The 21,998-nt window shown below is 70.5% G+C and carries 24 protein-coding genes; 10 read left to right on the top strand and 14 right to left on the bottom strand.

The window, feature by feature from the left end; translation table 11 throughout:
• Window positions 1–237 precede the first annotated feature (237 nt).
• On the top strand, window positions 238–984 hold the full coding sequence (locus E5082_RS08735; protein ID WP_135790681.1) for a transglycosylase SLT domain-containing protein: 747 nt from the start codon (window positions 238–240) through the stop codon (window positions 982–984).
• Window positions 985–1,072: 88 nt separating this feature from the next.
• On the opposite strand, the gene E5082_RS08730 is transcribed toward E5082_RS08735, so the two are convergent.
• Window positions 1,073–3,568, bottom strand: a complete 2,496-nt coding sequence (locus tag E5082_RS08730; protein WP_229918665.1) for an ABC transporter ATP-binding protein/permease — start codon at window positions 3,566–3,568, stop codon at window positions 1,073–1,075.
• 248 nt (window positions 3,569–3,816) lie between these two features.
• Here E5082_RS08730 and serB point away from each other — a divergent pair, with 248 nt between their 5' ends.
• Window positions 3,817–5,040 carry a phosphoserine phosphatase SerB gene (gene serB / locus E5082_RS08725; RefSeq protein WP_135790679.1) on the top strand — a complete coding sequence of 408 codons (1,224 nt, stop codon included), beginning with the start codon at window positions 3,817–3,819 and terminating at the stop codon, window positions 5,038–5,040.
• Between the two features lie 63 nt (window positions 5,041–5,103).
• Here serB and E5082_RS08720 read toward each other — a convergent pair whose 3' ends face one another.
• From E5082_RS08720 to E5082_RS08710, 4 genes are all read right to left on the bottom strand, one after another.
• The gene (locus E5082_RS08720; RefSeq protein WP_135790678.1) at window positions 5,104–5,622 is read right to left on the bottom strand and encodes a SixA phosphatase family protein; all 519 of its coding nucleotides are present in this window, start codon (window positions 5,620–5,622) and stop codon (window positions 5,104–5,106) included.
• A 79-nt stretch (window positions 5,623–5,701) separates the two neighbouring features.
• Window positions 5,702–5,893: a hypothetical protein gene (locus E5082_RS08715; protein WP_135790677.1), complete on the bottom strand. Its 192-nt coding sequence runs from the start codon at window positions 5,891–5,893 to the stop codon at window positions 5,702–5,704.
• Between the two features lie 169 nt (window positions 5,894–6,062).
• The gene (locus tag E5082_RS33385) at window positions 6,063–6,185 is read right to left on the bottom strand and encodes an SGM_5486 family transporter-associated protein (protein ID WP_268255589.1); all 123 of its coding nucleotides are present in this window, start codon (window positions 6,183–6,185) and stop codon (window positions 6,063–6,065) included.
• A gap of 49 nt (window positions 6,186–6,234) precedes the next feature.
• Window positions 6,235–7,509: a CynX/NimT family MFS transporter gene (locus E5082_RS08710; RefSeq protein WP_135790676.1), complete on the bottom strand. Its 1,275-nt coding sequence runs from the start codon at window positions 7,507–7,509 to the stop codon at window positions 6,235–6,237.
• A 103-nt stretch (window positions 7,510–7,612) separates the two neighbouring features.
• On the opposite strand from E5082_RS08710, the gene E5082_RS08705 reads away from it, so the two are divergent.
• Complete coding sequence (locus tag E5082_RS08705; RefSeq protein ID WP_135790675.1) at window positions 7,613–8,305, top strand: FadR/GntR family transcriptional regulator; 693 nt, start codon at window positions 7,613–7,615, stop codon at window positions 8,303–8,305.
• Here the strand turns inward: E5082_RS08705 and E5082_RS08700 are convergent.
• The 8 genes from E5082_RS08700 to E5082_RS08665 all read right to left on the bottom strand — a co-directional run bounded on the left by E5082_RS08700 (window position 8,283) and on the right by E5082_RS08665 (window position 14,386).
• Window positions 8,283–8,624: a hypothetical protein gene (locus E5082_RS08700; RefSeq protein ID WP_135790674.1), complete on the bottom strand. Its 342-nt coding sequence runs from the start codon at window positions 8,622–8,624 to the stop codon at window positions 8,283–8,285. The two genes, E5082_RS08705 and E5082_RS08700, sit on opposite strands and share 23 nt — an antisense overlap.
• A 146-nt stretch (window positions 8,625–8,770) precedes the next feature.
• The gene (locus E5082_RS08695; RefSeq protein ID WP_135790673.1) at window positions 8,771–9,361 is read right to left on the bottom strand and encodes a hypothetical protein; all 591 of its coding nucleotides are present in this window, start codon (window positions 9,359–9,361) and stop codon (window positions 8,771–8,773) included.
• A 4-nt stretch (window positions 9,362–9,365) separates the two neighbouring features.
• Window positions 9,366–10,682, bottom strand: coding sequence for a DUF7224 domain-containing protein (locus tag E5082_RS08690; protein WP_135790672.1), 1,317 nt, complete (start codon window positions 10,680–10,682; stop codon window positions 9,366–9,368).
• Window positions 10,673–11,419 carry an ABC transporter ATP-binding protein gene (locus tag E5082_RS08685; protein WP_135790671.1) on the bottom strand — a complete coding sequence of 249 codons (747 nt, stop codon included), beginning with the start codon at window positions 11,417–11,419 and terminating at the stop codon, window positions 10,673–10,675. The genes E5082_RS08690 and E5082_RS08685 overlap by 10 nt, the downstream gene beginning before the upstream one ends.
• A gap of 66 nt (window positions 11,420–11,485) precedes the next feature.
• Window positions 11,486–11,962, bottom strand: coding sequence for a hypothetical protein (locus tag E5082_RS08680; protein WP_135790670.1), 477 nt, complete (start codon window positions 11,960–11,962; stop codon window positions 11,486–11,488).
• A 349-nt stretch (window positions 11,963–12,311) separates the two neighbouring features.
• Complete coding sequence (gene fabI / locus E5082_RS08675) at window positions 12,312–13,079, bottom strand: enoyl-ACP reductase FabI (RefSeq protein ID WP_135790669.1); 768 nt, start codon at window positions 13,077–13,079, stop codon at window positions 12,312–12,314.
• A 5-nt stretch (window positions 13,080–13,084) separates the two neighbouring features.
• Entirely contained in the window at window positions 13,085–13,789 is a 705-nt protein-coding gene (fabG, locus tag E5082_RS08670) for a 3-oxoacyl-[acyl-carrier-protein] reductase (protein WP_135790668.1), read from the bottom strand.
• 159 nt (window positions 13,790–13,948) lie between these two features.
• Entirely contained in the window at window positions 13,949–14,386 is a 438-nt protein-coding gene (locus tag E5082_RS08665; RefSeq protein WP_135790667.1) for an ATP-binding protein, read from the bottom strand.
• Window positions 14,387–14,540: 154 nt separating this feature from the next.
• Here E5082_RS08665 and E5082_RS08660 point away from each other — a divergent pair, with 154 nt between their 5' ends.
• The 6 genes from E5082_RS08660 to tyrS all read left to right on the top strand — a co-directional run bounded on the left by E5082_RS08660 (window position 14,541) and on the right by tyrS (window position 20,787).
• Entirely contained in the window at window positions 14,541–15,368 is an 828-nt protein-coding gene (locus E5082_RS08660) for a helix-turn-helix domain-containing protein (protein ID WP_135790666.1), read from the top strand.
• On the top strand, window positions 15,365–15,559 hold the full coding sequence (locus E5082_RS08655) for a DUF397 domain-containing protein (protein ID WP_135790665.1): 195 nt from the start codon (window positions 15,365–15,367) through the stop codon (window positions 15,557–15,559). Before E5082_RS08660 ends, E5082_RS08655 begins: the two co-directional genes overlap by 4 nt.
• On the top strand, window positions 15,544–16,476 hold the full coding sequence (gene hemC, locus E5082_RS08650; RefSeq protein ID WP_135790664.1) for a hydroxymethylbilane synthase: 933 nt from the start codon (window positions 15,544–15,546) through the stop codon (window positions 16,474–16,476). The genes E5082_RS08655 and hemC overlap by 16 nt, the downstream gene beginning before the upstream one ends.
• Before the next feature lie 71 nt (window positions 16,477–16,547).
• Window positions 16,548–18,071: a TldD/PmbA family protein gene (locus tag E5082_RS08645; RefSeq protein WP_135790663.1), complete on the top strand. Its 1,524-nt coding sequence runs from the start codon at window positions 16,548–16,550 to the stop codon at window positions 18,069–18,071.
• The gene (locus tag E5082_RS08640; protein ID WP_135790662.1) at window positions 18,068–19,462 is read left to right on the top strand and encodes a TldD/PmbA family protein; all 1,395 of its coding nucleotides are present in this window, start codon (window positions 18,068–18,070) and stop codon (window positions 19,460–19,462) included. Before E5082_RS08645 ends, E5082_RS08640 begins: the two co-directional genes overlap by 4 nt.
• Before the next feature lie 56 nt (window positions 19,463–19,518).
• Entirely contained in the window at window positions 19,519–20,787 is a 1,269-nt protein-coding gene (gene tyrS, locus E5082_RS08635) for a tyrosine--tRNA ligase (protein ID WP_135790661.1), read from the top strand.
• Window positions 20,788–20,847: 60 nt separating this feature from the next.
• Here tyrS and E5082_RS08630 read toward each other — a convergent pair whose 3' ends face one another.
• On the bottom strand, window positions 20,848–21,141 hold the full coding sequence (locus E5082_RS08630) for a GlsB/YeaQ/YmgE family stress response membrane protein (RefSeq protein ID WP_135790660.1): 294 nt from the start codon (window positions 21,139–21,141) through the stop codon (window positions 20,848–20,850).
• 239 nt (window positions 21,142–21,380) lie between these two features.
• Here E5082_RS08630 and E5082_RS08625 point away from each other — a divergent pair, with 239 nt between their 5' ends.
• Window positions 21,381–21,773, top strand: a complete 393-nt coding sequence (locus tag E5082_RS08625; RefSeq protein WP_135790659.1) for a DUF3099 domain-containing protein — start codon at window positions 21,381–21,383, stop codon at window positions 21,771–21,773.
• Window positions 21,774–21,998 lie beyond the last annotated feature (225 nt).

The raw sequence follows: 21,998 nt of genomic DNA, 5'->3' as shown, positions 1-21,998 counted from the left end.
AGGAGACAGAGCGCCCCTCGATGAACGGGTAGATGTGATGATCTGTCCTGTTTTATGTGGACCTGATCCACTACCCGGCTTCGTACGTCACATCGTTGCGAGGAGATTTTGCGGCCGCTAAGAATTGCTCCTGTCGCTCAGCGCCGCGGTTCACCCCGCGGCGTTCGTGCTGGAGGAACCGATTTCCCCGGCGGACGCGAGAGCGACCTCCGCGCAAACGAAGAGGTCCATCAAGCCATGCCCAAGAGCACCCTGCATCGTCGTCTCAGTCGCCCGCTCGAGAAGTTCTCCGCGCTGAACAAGCAGCACAAGATCGCCATCGCGGGTGTCAGCACCCTCGGTGCCGCCGCCATCGCCCTGTCCGCCGTTCCCGGCGGTGCCACGACCGTGGCCGGTGGTACCCCGGCCGTGGCCGCCAAGCCGGTGGCCGCCGAGCAGAGCCAGACCCGCGACCTGCACGCCACGCTCAGCAGCCCGCTGACGAGCGACAAGGTCAAGCTCGACGCCATCGCGGCCAAGCAGAAGGCCGCCAAGCAGAAGGCCGCCGACGCCGCGAAGAAGGCCGCCGCCGAGCGCAAGGCCGCCGAGTCGCGCGCCGCCAAGAAGGCCGCCGACCGGTCCGCGACGCGTCCCCAGATGGAGACGGTCGCCGCGAAGACCTACAAGAACAACCTCGACGGCTGGATCCGCGAGTCGCTCGACATCATGCACGCCAAGGGCATCCCGGGCAGCTACCACGGCCTGCACAAGAACATCATGCGGGAGTCCTCCGGCAACCCCCGCGCCATCAACGGCTGGGACATCAACGCCGTCAACGGCGTCCCGTCCAAGGGTCTGCTCCAGGTGATCCCGCCCACGTTCGCCACGTACCACGTGAAGGGCACCTCGAACGACATCTACGACCCGGTCGCCAACATCACCGCCGCCGCCAACTACGCGGCGCACCGGTACGGCTCGATCGACAACGTCAACAGCGCGTACTGAGGTCGGCGCGGACCTCTGAGACGACGCGGAAGGGCGGCACCCGAACCGGGTGCCGCCCTTCACGTGCCTCATCGAGGAGCGAGCGCCGCTACTTGCGCATGACCTCGGGCTCGTGCCGCCGCAGGAAGCGCGAGACGAGGAAGCCGCAGGCCGCCCCGAGCGCGATCAGCACGGCCATGTCCAGACTCCAGGCCGCCGCCGAGTGGTCCCACAGCGGGTCGGTACTGGTCGGGTCGTCGGTGTTCGGCGCGATGTTGTTGAAGTCCAGCGTGGTGCCGGCCGCGGCCACCGCCCAGCGGGACGGCATCAGGTACGAGAACTCGTTGACACCGGGCGTGCCGTGCAGGGTGAACAGGCAGCCGGTGAACACGACCTGGATGATCGCGAACATCACCAGCAGCGGCATGGTCTTCTCCGCGGTACGCACCAGCGACGAGATGACCAGGCCGAACATCATCGAAGTGAAGCCCAGCGCCATGATCGGCAGGCACAGCTCGAAGAGCGTCGAGCCGCCGAGGACGAGGCCCCGGTCCGGGATCTCCCGGCTGGCGAAGCCGATCAGACCGACCATGAGGCCCTGGAGCACCGTGACGGCGCCCAGCACGACCACCTTGGACATCAGGTACGCCGAGCGGGACAGGCCGGTCGCGCGCTCCCGCTCGTAGATCACCCGCTCCTTGATCAGCTCGCGGACCGAGTTCGCCGCGCCCGCGAAGCAGGCGCCGACCGCGAGGATGAGCAGGACCGTCGTCGCCGTGCCGTTGGGCACGTGCAGGCCGGTTCTGGGGTTGAGCGGGTTGACCAGCAGCCCCTTCTCGTGGTCGATGAGCAGGCTGACCGCGCCGAGCACGGCCGGCAGGATCACCGTCAGCGCCAGGAAGCCCTTGTCGGAGCCGATGACCGCCACGTACCGCCGGACCAGCGTCAGCAGCTGCGAGCCCCAGCTCTGCGGCTTGGGCGGCTTGACCGCCTGCGGCGGGGGCGCGGTGACGGACTGGGCGGCGACCGCGTCGAGGTCGGCGGCGTACATCTGGTAGTGCTGCGAGCCCTTCCAGCGGCCCGCCCAGTCGTAGTCGCGGTAGTTCTCGAAGGCGGAGAAGACGTCGGCCCAGGTGTCGTAGCCGAAGAAGTTCAGCGCCTCCTCCGGCGGGCCGAAGTAGGCCACCGCGCCGCCCGGCGCCATCACCAGCAGCTTGTCGCAGAGCGCCAGCTCGGCGACGGAGTGCGTGACCACCAGGACGGTGCGGCCGTCGTCGGCGAGACCGCGCAGCAACTGCATCACGTCGCGGTCCATCCCCGGGTCCAGGCCCGAGGTCGGCTCGTCCAGGAAGATCAGCGAGGGCTTGGTCAGCAGCTCCAGGGCGACCGAGACGCGCTTGCGCTGGCCGCCGGAGAGGGACGTGACCTTCTTGTCCTTGTGGATGTCGAGCTTCAGCTCACGCAGCACCTCGTCGATACGGGCGTCGCGCTCGGCGGGCGTGGTGTCGGCGGGGAAGCGCAGCTTGGCCGCGTACTTCAGCGCCTTCCGGACGCTCAGCTCCTTGTGCAGGATGTCGTCCTGCGGGACCAGGCCGATGCGCTGGCGCAGCTCGGCGAACTGCTTGTACAGGTTCCGGTTGTCGTAGAGCACCTCGCCCTCGTTGGCGGGGCGGTAGCCGGTGAGCGCCTTGAGCAGGGTGGACTTGCCGGAGCCGGACGGGCCGATGACCGCGATCAGGGACTTCTCGGGGGCGCCGAAGGAGACGTCCCGCAGGATCTGCTTGCCGCCGTCGACGGTGACGGTGAGGTGACGGGCGGAGAAGGACACCTCACCGGTGTCGACGAACTCCTCCAGGCGGTCGCCGACGATGCGGAAGGCCGAGTGGCCGACACCGACGATGTCGTCCGGACCGAGGACCGCGGTGCCGCCCTTGGCGATGGGCTGGCCGTTGACGTACGTGCCGTTGTGCGAGCCGAGGTCGCGGATCTCGAAGCGGCCCTCGGGGGTGGTCTGGAACTCGGCGTGGTGCCGGGAGACCTGGAGGTCGGAGACGACGAGGTCGTTGTCCAGCGAACGGCCGATGCGCATCACGTGGCCGAGGGCGAACTGGTGGAACGTGGTCGGGCTGCGGTCGCCGTGGTTCGGCTGCTCCGGCGCCGCGGGGGTGCCGCCCTGCTGGTGCGGGAAGGCCGGGGCCTGCTGCGGGCCGCTGTGCCACTCGGCGCCGTGCGGCTGCGCGGCCTGCGGTACGGCCTGCGTCTGCTGGGCCCACACGGCGGACTGGGCGGCGTAGGGCGCGGCCTGCTGCGCGTCGGCCGCGGTCAGGTTCAGCCGCGGGCCGTCGGTCGCGTTGCCCAGGTGCACGGCCGTGCCGGCACCCAGTTCCGTCCGGCCGACGCGGTGGCCCTGCACGTACGTGCCGTTGGTGCTGCCGTGGTCCTCGATGACCCAGGTGTGCCCGTCGAAACGGACCGTGGCGTGGCGCCACGACACCCTGGCGTCGTCGAAGACGATGTCGCCCTGCGGATCACGTCCGAGGGCATAGGACCGGGACGGCTCCAGCGTCCAGGTCCGTCCGTTTGTTTCCAGTACGAGTTCCGGCACTCCATGCCCCACTGAGTTGTCCCCCGAATCGCCCCCGACACGGGGAGTCTAGGGATGTCGAACATCGTGGGGAACTATTCCAGGCGGGACCGCCCAACTGTTAGTCGGGCGGCCGCGCGCACCGGAGTTGGGGGGCGTATACCGGTGCGGAGGGGTCCAATCGACCGCGACCGGGGCGGGCGGGGTGCTGTCCGGGTGGCGGACCTGTCGGGCGGGCGGCCGTGGGGGGCGGATACGGTGGTGGGACCATGAGCGCTTCGCAGATCGCCGCTTCGCGGACCGGTGAGGTCCCCACTCTTCTCGTCAAGGTGTTCGGGAAGGACCGGCCCGGCATCACGGCCGGGCTGTTCGACACCCTGGCCGCCTTCCAGGTCGACGTGGTCGACATCGAGCAGGTCGTGACGCGGGGCCGGCTGGTGCTGTGCGCGCTGGTCACGCAGCCCGCGGAGGGGCTGGAGGGCGACCTCCGGTCGACGGTCCACAGCTGGGCCGAGTCAATGAAGATGCAGGCCGAGATCATCTCCGGCCACGGCGACAACCGCCCGCGCGGTGTAGGCCGCTCCCTGGTGACGGTGCTCGGGCACCCCCTGACCGCCGAGTCGACGGCGGCCATAGCGGCGCGGATCGCCCAGGCCGGCGGCAACATCGACCGTATCTTCCGGCTCGCCAAGTACCCGGTGACGGCCGTGGAGTTCGCGGTGTCCGGCGTGGCGACGGAATCCCTGCGCAGCGCGCTGGCCGCGAGCGCCTCCGCACTCGGTGTCGACATCGCCGTGGTCTCGGCGGGCCTGCACCGGCGGGCGCAGCGGCTCGTGGTGATGGACGTGGACTCGACCCTCATCCAGGACGAGGTCATCGAGCTGTTCGCCGCGCACGCCGGCTGCGAGGCGGAGGTCGCCGCGGTGACCGAGGCGGCGATGCGCGGGGAGCTGGACTTCGAGCAGTCGCTGCACGCGCGGGTGGCCCTGCTGAAGGGGCTGGACGCCTCCGTGGTGGACAAGGTCCGCGAGGAGGTCCGGCTGACGCCGGGCGCGCGGACGCTGATCCGTACGCTGAAGCGGCTCGGCTATCAGGTCGGGGTGGTGTCCGGTGGCTTCACGCAGGTCACGGACGCGCTGCAGGACCGGCTGGGCCTGGACTTCGCGCACGCCAACACGCTGGAGATCGCGGACGGGAAGCTGACCGGCCGGGTCACCGGTGAGGTCGTGGACCGGGCGGGCAAGGCGCGGCTGCTGCGCCGGTTCGCCGCCGAGGCGGGGGTGCCGCTGTCACAGACGGTGGCGATCGGTGACGGCGCCAATGACCTGGACATGCTGAACGCGGCCGGTCTGGGCGTGGCCTTCAACGCCAAGCCGGTGGTCCGGGAGGCCGCGCACACGGCGGTGAACTTCCCCTTCCTGGACACCGTGCTCTATCTGCTGGGCGTCAGCCGGGAAGAGGTCGAGGCGGCGCAGACGCACGACGAGGACTGAGCCGGACACGCATGGGGCCCGGAACCGCCTCGGTTCCGGGCCCCGCGCGCGTGTCCGCGCAGGTCACTTCGAGGGCGCCCAGTAGTCCACCAGCGTCGCCTTGCCCGGCTCCAGGTCCTTCCAGTCGCCGTCGAAGGTCAGCACGGCGAAGGCGGAGGTGGGGAAGCCGCGCCGGTTCATCCGCTCGCCGGCGTCACCCTCCGCGGTTCCGGCCAGGATCTCGACCAGGTTCTGCACGCCGGGGTTGTGGCCGATGAGGATCGCGTTGCGTACGTCGTCCGGGGTCTCGTTCAGCACGGCGATCAGCTCGCCGGGCGAGGCGTTGTAGACCCGGTCCTCATAGACCGTTTTCGGCCGGTGATCCAGCTCGGGCACGGCGAGTTTCCATGTCTCGCGGGTGCGTACCGCGGTGGAGCAGACGGCCAGATCGAAGGCGATTCCGGTGTCGGCGAGCCTGCTGCCGGCGACGGGGGCGTCCGTGCGGCCCCGGTCGGCGAGGGGACGCTCATGGTCGGAAACGTCGGGCCAGTCGGCTTTCGCATGGCGGAAGAGGACGATCCTGCGGGGTTCAGCAACGCTCATGTCACCCAGCTTCGCATGAAACAGGCCACCTGGCGCAGGGAGTTGACATGCGGATTCACCGGGGCGGGGGCGTGGGTCCTCAGTGCTCGGCGAGCTGCCGGGCGCGCTCGAGTATGTGCGCGAGCGCGGGGTCGCCGCTCGCCGCCTGCGCGTCGGAGGGGTTCATGAGGAGCAGCAGCAGCGCGACGAACGCGAGTACCGGCAGGGCCAGCGCCCACCAGGGCAGCCGGGCACCGGCGGGGTGGGGCCGGGGGTGGGCGGGTACCGGCATGATCGCCTCCGTCGCTCGTCGGACCGTACGGGAATCCCTCTCCCGTACCCCTCGAAGCTACGCGGTCACCGGCCGTCAACCCATCCGGGCTTCCACCCACTTGACCCTGATCCCCGCCCCCTAGGGGATGGTGGGGAAAACCCCCGCCACCACCCCCCGGCGGATGCGGTCAGGAGGGGGCGAGCAGCATCGCGACGATGCCGATGACGATGAAGATGGCGAAGAACGAGCCGAAGACGATCAGCATCTTCTTCTGGCCGTTCTGAGGGTTCGGATCGAGCACAGGCTGCATGCGGCCAGTGTCCCACCCTCGCCGGGGCCGGAGGCCGCCGCCCCCGGCTTCAGTGCGCCTCGTCCTCCACGATCCGGTCGCGCCCGGCGAGGAACCCGACCGCCATCTGCGGCAGCATCAGCGCCGCCATGAGCGCGATCGGCACGCCCCAGCCGCCGCTGCGCTGGTAGAGCACGCCGACCAGCAGCGGGCCGGGGATGGAGAGCAGGTACCCGGTGCTCTGGGCGAACGCGGACAGCTGGGCCACGCCCGGCCCGGTGCGGGCCCGCATGCCAACCATGGTGAGCGCGAGCGGGAAGGCGCAGTTGGCCACGCCCAGCAGCACCGCCCAGGCCCAGGCCCCGGCGGCGGGCGCGAGGTACAGCCCGGCGTAGCCGGCGAGGCCGCAGGCGCCGAGGACCAGCACGATGGGCCCCTGGTGGGGCAGCCGGCTCGCCACGCGCGGGATGACGAAGGCCAGCGGGACGCCCATCACCATGGTGACCGCGAGCAGTACGCCCGCCGTACCGGCCGGGACCCCGGCGTCGCGGAAGATCTGCGGCATCCAGCCCATGGTGATGTAGGCGGCGGTCGCCTGGAGGCCGAAGAAGACGGCGAGCGCCCAGGCGGTGCGGCTGCGGGCGATGCGCAGCCGGGGGCCCGCCTCCGCGCCCGGCACCGGCACCGGCGCGGGCACCCGCTCGCGGACCAGCGGCAGCCAGGGCAGCACGGCGATGCCCGCGAGGACCGCCCACACGGCGAGCCCGGACTGCCAGTGCCCGCCGAGGGCGCCGGTCATCGGCACGGTGACGGCGGCGGCGACGGCGGTGCCGAGGGCCAGCGCCATCGAGTACAGGCCGGTCATGGTGCCGACGCGGTCCGGGAACCAGCGCTTGACGATGACCGGCATCAGCACGTTGCTCAGTGCGATGCCCATGAGGGCGAGCGCGCTGGCGGCCAGGAACCCGGCGGTGGAGCCGATGTACGGGCGGATCAGCAGACCGGCGGTGATGGCGGTCATGCCCGCGCAGACCACCGCGCCGGGGCCGAAGCGACGGGCGAGGCGGGGCGCCGTGGCGCCGAAGAGAGCGAAACACAGCGGGGGTACGGAGGTGAGCAGTCCGGCGACGCCGCCGCTCATGCCGAGCCCGTCGCGGACCTCCTCCAGGAGGGCGCCCAGGCTGGTGATGGCCGGGCGGAGGTTGAGCGCGGCCAGCACGATGCCGACGACCACCACGCGCACGGCCCAGGCGGGCGGGGCGGCGGCGGCCGTCAGGGGGGTGCTCGTTTCGGGAACGGCGGGCTTCCGCACGGTCCGGGTCTCCTCAGCCATGAGACCCATCATAGAATCATGGGATGATTGGTTGTCCATTCCGGAGCCGGCTCCGTACGGGGCGCCCCGGTCCGGTCCGTTGGTACGGGCCGGAACTCACGTGCCAAGGTGGGCCATGCCTCTGAGCCACCCGCGCCGGTCGGCGCTGTCCGAACAGGTCATCGCGGAGCTGCGCGCCCAGATCACGTCCGGCGAGTGGCCGGTCGGCTCCCGCATCCCCACCGAGCCGGAGCTGGTCGAGCAGCTCGGCGTGGCCCGCAACACCGTCCGCGAGGCGGTACGGGCGCTCGCGCACAACGGGCTGCTGGACATCCGCCAGGGCTCCGGCACCTATGTGGTCGCCACCAGTGAGCTGGCCGGGGTGATGCACCGCAGGTTCGCGGACGCCGACCCCCGGCACATCGCGGAGCTGCGCTCCACGCTGGAGTCGTCGGCGGCGAAGCTGGCGGCGGAGCGGCGCACCGAGAAGGACCTCAAGCAGCTGGACGCGCTGCTGACCCGGCGCGAGGAGGCGTGGGAGGCCGGGGAGGCGGAGGCGTTCGTGGCGGCCGACGCCACCTTCCACCTGGCGGTGGTCTCCGCCTCGCACAACGACGTGATGACGGCGATGTACGCGGACCTCGGCGAGGTGCTGCGGGAGTGGCTGCGCGCGGACGTGGGCGCCGAGCTGGAGCAGCGGGCGTACATGGACCACACCCGGCTGGTGGACGCGATCCGCACCGGTGACGCGCGGGCGGCGGCCACCGAGGCGGCGGGCTACCCCTTCCAGTGCCGCCCGGAGCGTGTCAGCCCGCCTTCTGGTGACTGATCCACACCACCCGGATCTCCTTCCAGCACCGCCCGGTCAGCTTCACCGTCAGCGCGGGCCCCGCGGGCACGGGCGCGCTGTCGGTGTCGATGTCCCACCACCGGGCGCACTCGATGTGCAGCCGCACCCGGTCGACGTGCACATACGGGTTGTGGCAGTAGGCCACCACCTCGGACCCGTCCACCTTGATGCGACAGGACGCCCCGAAGAGATCGGGGGCGTGCGGCTTGCCGTCACCGGCGCGCGCGACGCCGCCGGGCGGGGCGAGGACGAGCACCGCGGCCGCGGTCACCGGGGTCAGGCTGCGGGGAAGACGCACGTAGGGGGACTCCTCGGCCAGGGCTGCGGAGGGGACGCGTCCTACGAGAGTGCACCGCGGGAGCCGGGACGGCCCGGCCGGTGACCCGAACGGTTGACGGTGCTGGAAGGACGTTCACCCCCCTGCCGGGGCGGGAGCCTCCCCGCTCAGGCCGTGTCGCGGAGCATCGGGGCGTGCGGGGCCGTGGCCACGCCGAGGGCCAGTACCGCGGTGGCCGCGAGTGCGGCGGGCAGATGGTCCGGGGGCAGGAGGATGACCGTCCAGGGGTGGGGCTGACCGTTGCCGCCCGTGTTGCCGATGAGCATCATCGTGATCACCCAGGCGACGGGGGTGATGGCCGCCACCTGGTGACCCGCTGTCCGGCGGGCACAGAGCATCAGGCCGACCAGGAACGCGGTGTTGCGCCCGGCGGTGTTCGCGGTCCGGGCGTCGAGGAACACGGCGACGGCGTACGCCACGACGACCGTGGCCAGGACGGTGGCCAGGATCAGGGCTTGGTCGAAGCGGGCCACCGGACGGCTGCCCGACGCCTCGGCGGCGGGGAGTCTGCTGCCGAGGCAGACCGCCAGCCCCATGCAGACCAGGAGCGGGGCGAAGAGCACCAGGGGCCGGGCGGCGTCGCTGCCCAGGGAAGGAAGATCGACCAGCGTGTCACCGGCCGCCGCGGTCAGCGCGGTGTAGGCCGCGAGAGCGGCGGCGAGGACGGTGATCCATCGCGTTCTCAGCCAGATGCGCATCGGATCACTCCCTTTCCGCGGCGACGGTGGGCAGGGTCTCCGGAGCGGGGCGGCACCGCTGGAGCAGCGTGACGTTGCGGGTGAACCACGAGAGCTGCTCGGCGGAGGACAGTTTCGTCTCCCTTTTCACCACGGACATCACCCGGGGGTCGGCGGCCAGTTTCTGGCTGCGCTGGCTCTGGATCTCGTCCACGCCCATGCCGGCCTTGACCATGAGCCAGGCGGCGAGCGTGCCCGCGTGACCGGTGCGGACGTCGGAGGTCTCGGGGCACGGCGGCATCGTCGGCAGCGCCGACGCGGCGATGCTCGCCTTCAGGTCGACGTCCGTCATGTCGCGGTAGAGGAACAGCTTCCAGGTCCGGGTGTCGGTGTCGGCCGCGTCGGAGACGAACGCGAGTTCCTTCGGTGGCTGCATGCCCGCGTCGACCAGGCGCGGTACGACCTCCTTCGCGGCGCCGGACAGCGGCTTCAGACTGCCGGCCGCTTCGACGGGGACGCAGATCCGGGGTGAGGCGCCCGCGCACACGGGTGGGTCGGCGCGGGGGCGCGGCGGCGGGTCACCGTTCCAGTCGCGGACGGGCAGTACGGCCGAGACGGTGAACACGCTCAGGCAGACCACGGATGCGGCGGCCGCGGCGCCGACGCGTACGGCGCGGGGGCCGCGCCACCGGGCGATCTCGGCACTGACCAGCACGGCGGCCAGGATGCCCGTAGCCAGCACCATCGGGACGGCGAGCGCCACCGGATTCATGGTGACGGTGAGGTCGCCGTAGGGGGCGTCGAGCCAGCCGGTCAGTTCCCGCAGCCACATCGGGTCGACGACCGTGACCGGCATGACGAGGCACAGGTAGTCGACGACGAGGATCAGCGGGGTCGCCAGAATGCGCGGGAGCAGCATGCCGAGCCCGTAGCCCATGACGGTGTGGACGGTGATCAGGTACCCGGCCATGGCGAGGACGCCCAGGTGCGGCCAGTCGTGCGCCGCGCCGGTCTCCAGGCGCACGGTCAGCAGGCAGGCCACGACCGCCGTCACTCCGAGGGCCACCACGGGCCACAGGGCGCCGAACGCGATCGCGTATCTGCCGCGCACCGGTGCCAGCCGATGGACGCCCGCCCTCTTCAGCCGCCCGGCCTCCCATGCCGCGAAGGCCGCGCAGGCCGGGGCGTAGAAGGGCAGGGTGTGCCCGACCAGGGCGGTGTTACCGGCCCAGTAGGCGGGTTCGTTCGCGGCCTCGTGGCTGCTGACCAGCCATACCCATGCGAGGACCAGGGGCGCGACCCAGACGACGCTGGTGGTGCGCAGCGCTGTTGTCACGCGCATGCGGTCTCCTCCTGGACCGTGTGGTAGTACGCGGCTTCCGCCAGGCGGCCCGGCGCGGTGCCGGGCGGTGCCATGGCGTGGAACTCGCGTACCGCCCCGGCGAACCGGACGGTCCCGCCGTTGAGGACCACGACGTGGTCGTAGGTGTCCTCCAGGTCGGCGACGTCGTGGGTGGAGAGCAGTACGTGCTGGTCGAGTCCGGCGAGGATCTCGTGGAAGACACGCCGCTGGCGCGGGTCCATGCCGGCCGTCGGCTCGTCCAGGAGGAGGACTTCGGCCTTGTGCACCAGGGACTGCGCGACGCCGACCCGGCGCTGCTGTCCGCCGGACAGCCGGTGCACCTTCCGGTCGGCGAAATCCGCGAGTTCGACCCGCTGGAGAGCGCCGAGGGAGGCGTCCCAGGCGTCCCTGCGGTTCATGCCTTTCAGCCAGCCGACATAGGCCACCTGTTCGCGGGCGGTCAGCCGGGGGACCGACTCGATGCGCTGCGGCAGCCACGCGATGCGCCGACGGTATTCAGCGAGGTCACCGCGCCGGCCCGTCCTCCGCCTGCCGTACGCGACGGTGCCGGAACGCGGCAGCAGCACGGAAGCGGCCAGGGACAGGACCGTCGACTTGCCCGCCCCGTTCGGGCCGAGGAACACGGTCCGGCCAGGCGGAAAGACGAAGGTGAAGTCGTGGATGACCGGACTGCGGCGTCGATAGCCGAAGGCAGCCGAGTGGAAGCCGATGGGCATGGCGCATGCTCTCTGACGGTGGAAAAAGCCCGCACCGGATCGGTGCGGGCCCTCTTACTCCTCAAATCACCACATGTGAACGCGCGACGCGCTGAGCGTCGGCCCACTGCCACTGCTCGTGGTTCCGTTCACTGCCTTGATCTGGAAGAAGAGGTCATCGCCCTTGCGCCCGGTCCACTCGCCGTGGGACTGACCCCCGTCGAAGCAGGCGGTGAAAGTCTTCTCCTCCCAATACTCGTTCGGGGTGGTGTAGTTGTAGTTGATGAGCTGAACCTTGGTCGACTCGTTCACCAAGCCGTGGTCCGAGGTTCTGCAGTCGAAGAAGTCGATGATCGTCGGGGCCGACCCGATGTCGGTCTTGCTCGACTGGAAGCCCGGCCGCACACCCGAGAGGTAGCTGTCGATGGCCTGGATGGACACTCCGCCGCGCGCCTTGCTCCCGTAGGCGTCCTCGGCGGACGCCGCGGGCGCGGCGGCGAGCGGCAGGACGGCGGCGCAGGCCACGACTGCGGCAACCTTGCTTATATTGAGGGAAGAACGCATGGATCACTCCTGGTGTGATGGCGTTCGCGAGGCCGGATTCGACCTCGCCGCCTCTCCGGGAGTGCGACCCGGAGGGGCACCCCAGCTTCACCCGTTTTTCACAGCCCGCGAAAGCGGATCATGATCAGCGTGATCGATTCGTGATCAAGTCCAGGTAAAATACGCGTAGTTATTCGGACAAGGGATCACCAGCAAACGTCAAGTCGCCCTGGCGATCGGCCTCTTGGAGGCGTCCGCTCCCCCTGGACGTGTGAACGCGTGCCCCCTGAGCGGCTTCGGATGCCCCCTGTACGACCGCGAGGCCCGCACCCCTTGAGGGGATGCGGGCCTCGCGCACGTGCTGGGGCGGTCAGGCGCCGATGGCGTGGAGGCCGCCGTCCACGTGGATGATCTCGCCGGTGGTCTTGGGGAACCAGTCGCTGAGGAGGGCGACGACGCCCTTGCCGGCGGGCTCCGGGTCCTTGAGGTCCCACTCCAGCGGGGAGCGGGAGTCCCAGACCGAGGCCAGGTCGGCGAAGCCGGGGATGGACTTGGCGGCCATGGAGCCGATCGGGCCCGCGGAGATGAGGTTGCAGCGGATGTTCTGCTTGCCCAGGTCGCGCGCCATGTAGCGGTTGGTGGCCTCCAGGGCGGCCTTGGCCGGGCCCATCCAGTCGTACTGCGGCCAGGCGTACTGCGCGTCGAAGGTGAGGCCGACGACCGAGCCGCCGTTCTGCATCAGCGGCAGGCAGGCCATGGTCAGCGACTTCAGGGAGAAGGCGGAGACGTGCATGGCGGTGGCGACCGACTCGAACGGGGTGTTCAGGAAGTTGCCGCCGAGGGCGTCCTGCGGGGCGAAGCCGATGGAGTGGACGATGCCGTCGAGGCCGCCCAGCTCCTCGCCGACGATGTCGGCCAGGCGCGCGAGGTGCTCCGTGTTGGTGACGTCCAGCTCGATGACCTTCGCCGGCTTCGGCAGCTTCTTGGCGATGCGCTCGGTCAGCGTGGGCCGCGGGAACGCGGTCAGGATGATCTCGGCGCCCTGCTCCTGGGCCAGCTTGGCGACGTGGAAGGCGATGGAGGACTCCATCAGCACGCCCGTGACCAGGATGCGCTTGCCCTCGAGAATTCCGCTCATGGTGTTCAGTGACCCATTCCCAGTCCGCCGTCAACGGGAATGACGGCTCCAGTGATGTACGAGGCGTCGTCCGAGGCGAGGAACTTCACCGCCGCGGCCACCTCCTCCGGCTCGGCGTACCGGCCGAGCGGTACCTGCGACACGATGCCCGCGCGCTGCTCGTCGGTGAGCGCCTTGGTCATGTCGGTGTCGACGAAGCCGGGAGCGACGACGTTGAAGGTGATGTTGCGCGAGCCCAGCTCACGGGCGAGCGAGCGCGCGAAGCCGACCAGCGCGGCCTTGGACGCGGCGTAGTTCGCCTGCCCCGCCGAGCCCAGCAGGCCGACGACCGAGGAGATCAGTACGACGCGGCCCTTCTTGGCCCGCAGCATGCCCCGGTTGGCCCGCTTGACCACCCGGAAGGTGCCGGTGAGGTTGGTGTCGATGACCGAGGTGAAGTCCTCCTCGGACATGCGCATCAGAAGCTGGTCCTTGGTGACGCCGGCGTTGGCGATCAGGATCTCGACGGGGCCGTGCCGCTCCTCGATCTCCTTGTACGCCTGCTCGACCTGCTCGGCGTCGGTGATGTCGCACTTGACGGCGAGGAAGCCCGCCGGGGGCTCGCCCGAGCGGTACGTGATGGCGACCTTGTCGCCGGCGTCGGCGAAGGCGCGGGCGATGGCGAGGCCGATGCCCCGGTTGCCTCCGGTGACGAGAACCGAGCGGCTCAACGGATCACCCTTTCATCAGCGGTCTACAACGTTCCGACAATCAGCCCGGGCACCCTCGTGACGGACCTGACAGGCGGCTTCCCAAGAAACCTATCGGTCCGTACGCGACCACGGACAATCGGGCACCGACAGTGACACATCCCTGCTCCTGTCGGATTCCTACAGATCAGGACTCCCCGTCTCACACTCCGCCCGTACAGTCTTGCCGGGGCCGCTGCGGGGGCTCGTGCCCCAGCGGGTGGCCACGGCGTCGATCAGGAGCAGGCCCCTGCCTCCCTCGGCGGTGGGGTCGTGGGCCGGGAGCGTCGGGTGGGCGGGATGGGTGTCGGAGAGCTCGATCCTTACGGTGCCGTCCCGGTGGTGGAGGCGTAGCTCGAAATCCCTTCCCGGCACGCGGCCGTGCAGGACCGCGTTCGCGGCGAGTTCGGCGACGATCAGGGCGACGGCCTCGGAGGCGGGGGTCCCGTAGGGGTGGCCCCACTGGTCCAACTGGTGCACGGCCAAGCGGCGCGCGAGCCGGGCACCCCGCCGGGTGGCGGAGAAACGCTGAGCGAACGTACGTACGGTGACTGCCTCTTGGGCGGGTGTGGGCGACATACGTCCAGCGTGGGGAGTCCCTCCAGGCGGCCAACAGGAACGAAACCCATACAACTCCGCTTGTATCAGTGCACACTCTGGACTGGGTGGGTTACTCCCCGTGACGATGAGTGGATCGGCCGGGTTGAGCAGGGTGGGTGAAAGGTGGGCGGCGATGGTGGCAGAGCACGGGGCGGAAGCCTCCGGCAGCCTGAAGATGTTCGGCGCGGTACTGAAATCACTGCGAGACCAAGGGGGCCTGACTCAGGAGGAGTTCGGCCTCCAGGTGCAGTATTCGGCGCCCTACGTCGCCAAGATCGAGCAGGGGAAGCGGTTTCCTCCGGCGGACCTGCCCGCGCGAGTGGCGGGTGTCCTGGGTGAGGACGCGGCGAAAGTCCTTACGGCAGCGGCCAAAACCCTGACGAGGCGGTCGGGGCTGGCGACCTGGTTTCAGCAGTGGGCGGGGATCGAGGAGGAAGCAATCTCCCTGTGGGCTTACGAATGCCGAGTGATTCCGGGGCTGTTGCAGCCGGAGGGGTACATCCGGGCAGTGTTCGACCAGCAGATCCCGCCCCTGTCCGAGGAGCAGTTCGAGCGGCAGGTGGCGGCTCGGCTGGAGCGGCAGCGAATCCTGGACGCGCGGCCGAACACCGCGTTCTCCTTTCTCATCGAAGAGGCAGTGCTGAGGCGCGGTCTCGGTGGCGTGGAAGTGACGCGAGACGTCGTCAGGAACCTTTTGGAGCAGGGCAGCCGACGGAACGTAGAGATCCTCCTCATGCCACTCCAGCAGGTGGACCACTGCGGTGTCGACGGCCAGATGTACCTCGCCGAACGCGACAGTCACCAGTGGGTCGGCTACATCGAAGGACACGAGTGCAGCACCCTGCTCACCCAGCCCAAATTGGTGAGTTCCATGCTCCAGCGCTATGGAAAGATGCGCTCACAGGCCCTGAGTCACCTGGCCACCGCGGACGTGCTGAGAGACGTGCAAGGAGCGCTATGAGCACCGAACTGACATGGTTCAAGAGCAGCTACAGCGGTACCGGTGGCGGCAACTGTGTCGAGGTCGCCGTGCGCCCCGGTGTCATCCACATCCGTGACTCCAAAGACACCCGCATCCAGCCCCTCTCCGTGGCGCCGGAGGCGTGGGCCGCGTTCGTGGGCCGTATCGTGCCCTCATGCCCGGTGATCTGATTCGTATCGTTTCCCGCAACTCCCCCATGGCGCTCGCCCAAGTCGCGCGCGTCAAAGCGGAGTTGGCCGTGCTCCACCCCGACGTCCCTACCGAGGTACTGCCGGTCACGACCACCGGTGACCGTTGGATGGGGGACCTTGCCCAGGTCGAGGGCAAGGGAGCCTTCACCAAGGAAGTGGACGCCGCTCTGCTGCGCGGCGACGCCGACCTCGCCGTGCACTGCATGAAGGACGTACCCGGAGACCGCCCCATCCCGGCAGGGACCCGCTTCGCGGGATACCTCGCGCGGGACGACATCCGGGACGCCCTGGTCGACCCGCACGGCCGCACCCTGGACCAGCTTCCGGCGGGGACCCGCATCGGCACCTCCTCCGTGCGCCGGGTCGCACAGCTCGCCGCGTCCCACCCGCACCTGGACTGCGTGCCGATCCGGGGCAACGCGAACAAGCGGCTGGAGAAGATGGCGGCCGGGGAGGCGGACGCGCTGATCCTGGCGGTGTCCGGCCTGGAGCGCATCGGCCGGATGGACGCGGCCAGTGAGATCCTGACGCTGGAGACCATGCTGCCCCCGATCGGCGCGGGCGTCCTCGCCCTTCAGTGCCGGGAGGACGACACCGAGACCGTCGACATCGTCAGCGACCTGGGCGACCCCGCCACCCACCGGGAGACCACCGCCGAGCGGATGCTGCTGCACGTCCTCCAGGGTCACTGCAACTCCCCCATCGCCGGGTACGCCCGCACCGAGCGCTCGGGTGAACTCTCGCTGCGTGCCGCGGTGTTCACGCCGGACGGCAAGACCGTGCTGCACGCGCACGAGTGGGCCGGCCGTCTCGACCCGGCCACGCTCGGCACGTCCGTCGCCGTCGCCCTGCTCCGCCAGGGCGCGCGGGAGCTGATCGACGGCATCGCCCACTGAGCCAAGCGGGACCGGGCCCCCGAGCGACGTATCCTCCTGAGCACCCCACCCCGTGCAGGAGGAACCCGCCCGTGGCTCAACACATCGACCCTTCCTTCCTGGCGCTCCCCCTGCGGGCCCTCGCCGACGCGGCCCTCGCCCGTGCGCGCGCCCTCGGGGCCGAGCACGCCGACTTCCGGCTGGAGCGGGTGCGCAGCGCGTCCTGGCGGCTGCGGGACGGGCGCCCGTCGGGGTCCTCGGACACCACCGACCTGGGGTACGCGGTCAGGGTCGTGCACGGGGGCAGCTGGGGGTTCGCCTCGGGGGTGGACCTGACGATGGACGGCGCCGCCAAGGTCGCCTCGCAGGCGGTGGCGATGGCCAAGCTGTCCGCGCAGGTGATCAAGGCCGCCGGTTCGGACGAGCGCGTGGAGCTGGCCGACGAGCCCGTGCACGCCGACAGGACGTGGATCTCGTCGTACGACATCGACCCCTTCACCGTGCCCGACGCGGACAAGTCCGCGCTGCTCGCGGACTGGAGCGGGCGGCTCCTCGCGGCGCAGGGCGTCGACCACGTGGACGCCTCGCTGACCACCGTGCACGAGAACAAGTTCTACGCCGACACCGCCGGGACGGTCACCACCCAGCAGCGCGTCCGGCTGCACCCCGAGCTGACGGCCGTCTCCGTGGACGACTCCAGCGGCGAGTTCGACTCGATGCGCACCCTCGCCCCGCCGGCCGGCCGGGGCTGGGAGTACCTGACCGGCACCGGCTGGGACTGGGACGCCGAACTCGAACAGATCCCCGAGCTGCTGGCCGAGAAGATGCGCGCGCCCAGCGTGGAGCCGGGCCTGTACGACCTGGTCGTCGACCCCTCCAACCTGTGGCTCACCATCCACGAGTCCGTCGGCCACGCCACCGAGCTGGACCGCGCCCTCGGCTACGAAGCCGCCTACGCGGGCACCTCGTTCGCCACCTTCGACCAGCTCGGCAAGCTCAAGTACGGCTCCGAGCTGATGAACGTCACCGGCGACCGCACCGCCGAACACGGCCTGGCCACCATCGGCTACGACGACGAGGGCGTGGCCGCGCAGTCCTGGGACCTGGTGAAGGACGGCACCCTCACCGGCTACCAGCTCGACCGCCGCATCGCCAGGCTGACCGGTTTCGAGCGCTCCAACGGGTGCGCCTTCGCGGACTCCCCCGGCCATGTCCCGGTCCAGCGCATGGCCAACGTCTCGCTGCGGCCGGACCCCGCCGGGCTGTCCACCGAGGGGCTGATCGGGGGCGTCGACCGGGGTATCTACGTGGTCGGCGACCGGTCCTGGTCGATCGACATGCAGCGCTACAACTTCCAGTTCACCGGCCAGCGCTTCTTCCGCATCGAGAACGGGCGGATCACCGGCCAGCTCAGGGACGTCGCCTACCAGGCCAACACCACCGACTTCTGGGGCTCGATGGCCGCCGTGGGCGGCCCCCAGACCTATGTGCTGGGCGGCGCCTTCAACTGCGGCAAGGCCCAGCCCGGCCAGGTCGCCGCCGTCTCCCACGGCTGCCCCTCCGCCCTGTTCCGGGGCATCAACATCCTCAACACGACGCAGGAGGCCGGGCGATGAGCGCGCGGACCAGCAAGCCGTACGAGATCGTCGAGCGGGCCCTCGCGCTGTCCCGGGCGGACGGCTGTGTGGTCATCGCGGACGAGGAGTCCAGCGCCAACCTGCGCTGGGCGGGCAACGCGCTCACCACCAACGGAGTGACCCGCGGCCGTACCCTCACCGTGATCGCCACCGTGGACGGGCAGCAGGGCACCGCCTCCGGCGTGGTCTCGCGGTCGGCGGTGACGGCGGCCGAGCTGGAGCCGCTGGTGCGGGCCGCCGAAGCCGCCGCACGGGCGGCCGGACCCGCCGAGGACGCCCAGCCGCTGGTCAGCGGCGTTCCGGACTCCCCCGACTTCCGCGACGCGCCCGCCGAGACCTCCTCCGCCGTCTTCGCGGACTTCGCCCCGGCACTCGGCGAGGCGTTCGCCCGTGCCCGGGCCGGCGGCCGCGAACTGTACGGCTTCGCCAGCCACGAGACCGTCTCCACCTACCTCGGCACCTCCACCGGCCTGCGCCTCAGGCACGACCAGCCGACCGGCACCCTGGAGCTGAACGCCAAGTCCCCCGACCACACCCGTTCGGCCTGGGCCGGCCGCTCCACCCGTGACTTCAAGGACGTCGACCCGGGCGCCCTGGACACCGAGCTGGCCGAGCGCCTCGGCTGGGCCGAGCGCCGCGTGGAGCTGCCGGCCGGGCGGTACGAGACGCTGCTGCCGCCGTCCGCCGTGGCCGACCTGCTGATCTACCAGCTCTGGTCCGCCTCCGGCCGGGACGCCACCGAGGGGCGCACGGTGTTCTCCAAGCCGGGTGGCGGCACCCGTACCGGCGAGCGGCTCAGCGAGCTGCCGCTGACGCTGCGCAGCGACCCCGACGAGCCGGGCCTGGGCTGCGCGCCCTTCGTCGTCGCGCACTCCTCCGGCGGCGACCGCTCGGTCTTCGACAACGGGCTGCCGGTACGCGCCACCGACTGGATCAAGGACGGTGTCCTCGACCACCTCACCACCACCCGGCACAGCGCGGCCCTGACCGGGCTGCCGCTCGCCCCGGCGATGGACAACCTGATCCTGGACGGCGGCGGCGACCGCTCGCTCGCGGACATGGTCGCGGCCACCGAGCGCGGTCTGCTGCTGACCTGCCTCTGGTACATCCGCGAGGTCGACCCCGCGACCCTGCTGCTCACCGGGCTCACCCGCGACGGCGTCTACCTGGTGGAGAACGGCGAGGTCACCGGCCAGGTGAACAACTTCCGGTTCAACGAGTCGCCGGTCGGCGTGCTCGGCCGGGCCGCCGAGGCGGGCCGCACCGAGCAGACCCTGCCCCGCGAGTGGAGCGACTGGTTCACCCGGGCCGCGATGCCCGCGCTCCGCGTCCCGGATTTCAATATGAGCTCTGTCAGCCAGGGCGTATAACCTCGTACTCGGCTGTCACCCGACCGCCGCAGGATCATCTAGGAGACACGAGAACCGTGACGGACATCGTCGACGAACTGAAGTGGCGTGGGCTGATCGCCCTCTCCACCGACGAGGACGCATTGCGCAAGGCGTTCGCGGACGGTCCTGTCACGTTCTATTGCGGCTTCGACCCGACCGCGCCCAGCCTGCACCTCGGCAACCTGGTCCAGATCCTCACCATGCGCCGCATCCAGGACGCGGGCCACCGCCCGCTGGGCCTGGTCGGCGGGGCCACCGGTCTGATCGGCGACCCCAAGCCCACCGCCGAGCGCACGCTGAACGCGCCGGAGATCGTCGGCCAGTGGGTGGAGCGGCTGCGCGCGCAGATCCAGCCGCTGCTGGACTTCGAGGGTCCGAACGCGGCCGTGATGGTCAACAACCTGGACTGGACCCAGGGGATGTCGGCCATCGAGTTCCTGCGGGACATCGGCAAGCACTTCCGGGTCAACAAGATGATCGCCAAGGAGGCCGTCTCCCGCCGGCTGAACTCCGACGCGGGCATCAGCTACACCGAGTTCAGCTACCAGATCCTGCAGGGCATGGACTTCCTGGAGCTGTACCGGCGCTACGGCTGCACGCTGCAGACCGGCGGCAGCGACCAGTGGGGCAACCTCACCTCGGGCACCGACCTGATCCACCGGGTCGAGCCGGACGCGGTGGTCCACGCGCTGGGCACCCCGCTGATCACCAAGGCGGACGGCACCAAGTTCGGCAAGACCGAGTCGGGCACCGTCTGGCTCGACCCGGAGATGACCACGCCGTACGCCTTCTACCAGTTCTGGCTGAACGCGGACGACCGGGACGTCTCCAAGTTCCTGCGGATCTTCAGCTTCAAGTCCCGCGAGGAGATCACGGAGCTGGAGCGGCTGACCGAGGAGCGCCCGCAGGCCCGCGCGGCGCAGCGCGCGCTCGCGGAGGAGCTGACGACGCTGGTGCACGGCGCCGAGCAGACGGCCGCCGTGGTCGCCGCGTCCAAGGCGCTGTTCGGCCAGGGCGAGCTTTCCGAGCTGGACGAGGCGACGCTCGCCGCCGCGCTCTCCGAGCTGCCGCACATCCAGGTCGCGGAACTGGGCCCCGTGGTGGACCTGCTCGCCGAGGTGGGTCTGGTGGCCAGCAAGTCGGCCGCGCGGCGCACGGTGAAGGAGGGCGGTGCGTACGTGAACAACGTCAAGGTCGCCGGCGAGGACGCCGTCCCCGCCGCCGAGGAGCTGCTGCACGGGCGCTGGCTGGTGCTGCGCCGGGGCAAGAAGAACCTGGCTGCGGTCGAGGTCACGGGCGCCTGAGGCACCGAGAGAGGGCGGCTTCCCTTCACCGGGAGGCCGCCCTCTGCCGTACCCGCTGTGTCACACCCGTTCGTCGTACTTGCGCTTGCGGCGCTTGCCGAGGGTCGCGGTGTAGAGCATGTCGACGAAGAACACGATGATGATCGCCGCCACGAGCTGGAAGAGGTGCCTGCTCCAGTCGATGCCGCTCGTCTCCGCGACCCCCAGTGCCCGCGCGAGGGCGTTGCCCGCCAAGGCGCCCAGGATGCCGCAGATGGTGGTCAGCCACAGGGGGCTGTGCTGCTTGCCGGGAATGATCGCCTTGGCGAGCAGGCCCAGCACGAATCCCACGATGATCGCCCACAGCCAGCCCATGGCGGCCTCCTCGTCCGGTCCGACCTGATCGATCCGCTCGTCCCGGCCAGTCTGGGCGCGGCCCGGCCGCCCCGCATGCCGGAGCCACCCGGACGGTGGACGTTCCCGCAGGCCGGACGGCGCCCCGGTATCGAACGCGGCGCCCCGGCGGCGTACCGTTGGGGGGTGTCCCGGTCCGGTTCGGGCCCGGACACGGCTTTCGGGCCGGGGTTGGACCCATGCGGGCGGATGGTGGACTGATGGGCAAGCAGCGTGGCGAGGTCTTCCGGATCACCGGCGCCCGGACCGGCCTGGCGGAGGACGTGCGGGGCCGGCAGCGGCGGTACGTGATCTCGATGTCGATCCGGACGGTGGCCGTGATCCTGGCCGCCTCCCTGTGGAACGTGGAGCGATACGTCGCCATCGTGGCGCTGGTGCTGGGCGCCGCGCTGCCGTACATCGCGGTGGTGATCGCAAACGCGGGGCGGGAGCGGCCGCAGTCGCTGCCGTCGACCTTCGTCGCCATGCCGTCCAAGCCGATGATCACACCGCCACGTGACGAAGAGTCAGCGGGTCGGTCGGATTCCGGCCCGGAACACGCGTCGTCCCGGCCGGGGGCGGAGTCGCGGGAGAAACGTTCCGACCGAGCCTGAGCAGCGTGGGAGCGGAAAAAGCGGAAGGCGACTTCCCGCCAAGCTCAAGAAAAGCTCAGTTCAATCATGCTGTTCTTGTGCCGGTCGGCCAGTGGTGCGTGACATACTGCGTACGCGCTCCGCATCCCCCGTCGGAGCGACAGACCGACGCCGGGCAGCTCCCCCCGTGGCTGCTCGGCGTCGCCTTGTTCGCAGCCGTTTCCGCGCGAATTCACTCCGCTCCCA

The organism is Streptomyces griseoluteus, assembly GCF_004784465.1.
Classification (GTDB): domain Bacteria; phylum Actinomycetota; class Actinomycetes; order Streptomycetales; family Streptomycetaceae; genus Streptomyces; species Streptomyces griseoluteus.
The sequence above is the reverse complement of the archived record's forward strand: the minus strand, read 5'-3'. Positions and strand labels throughout refer to the sequence as shown.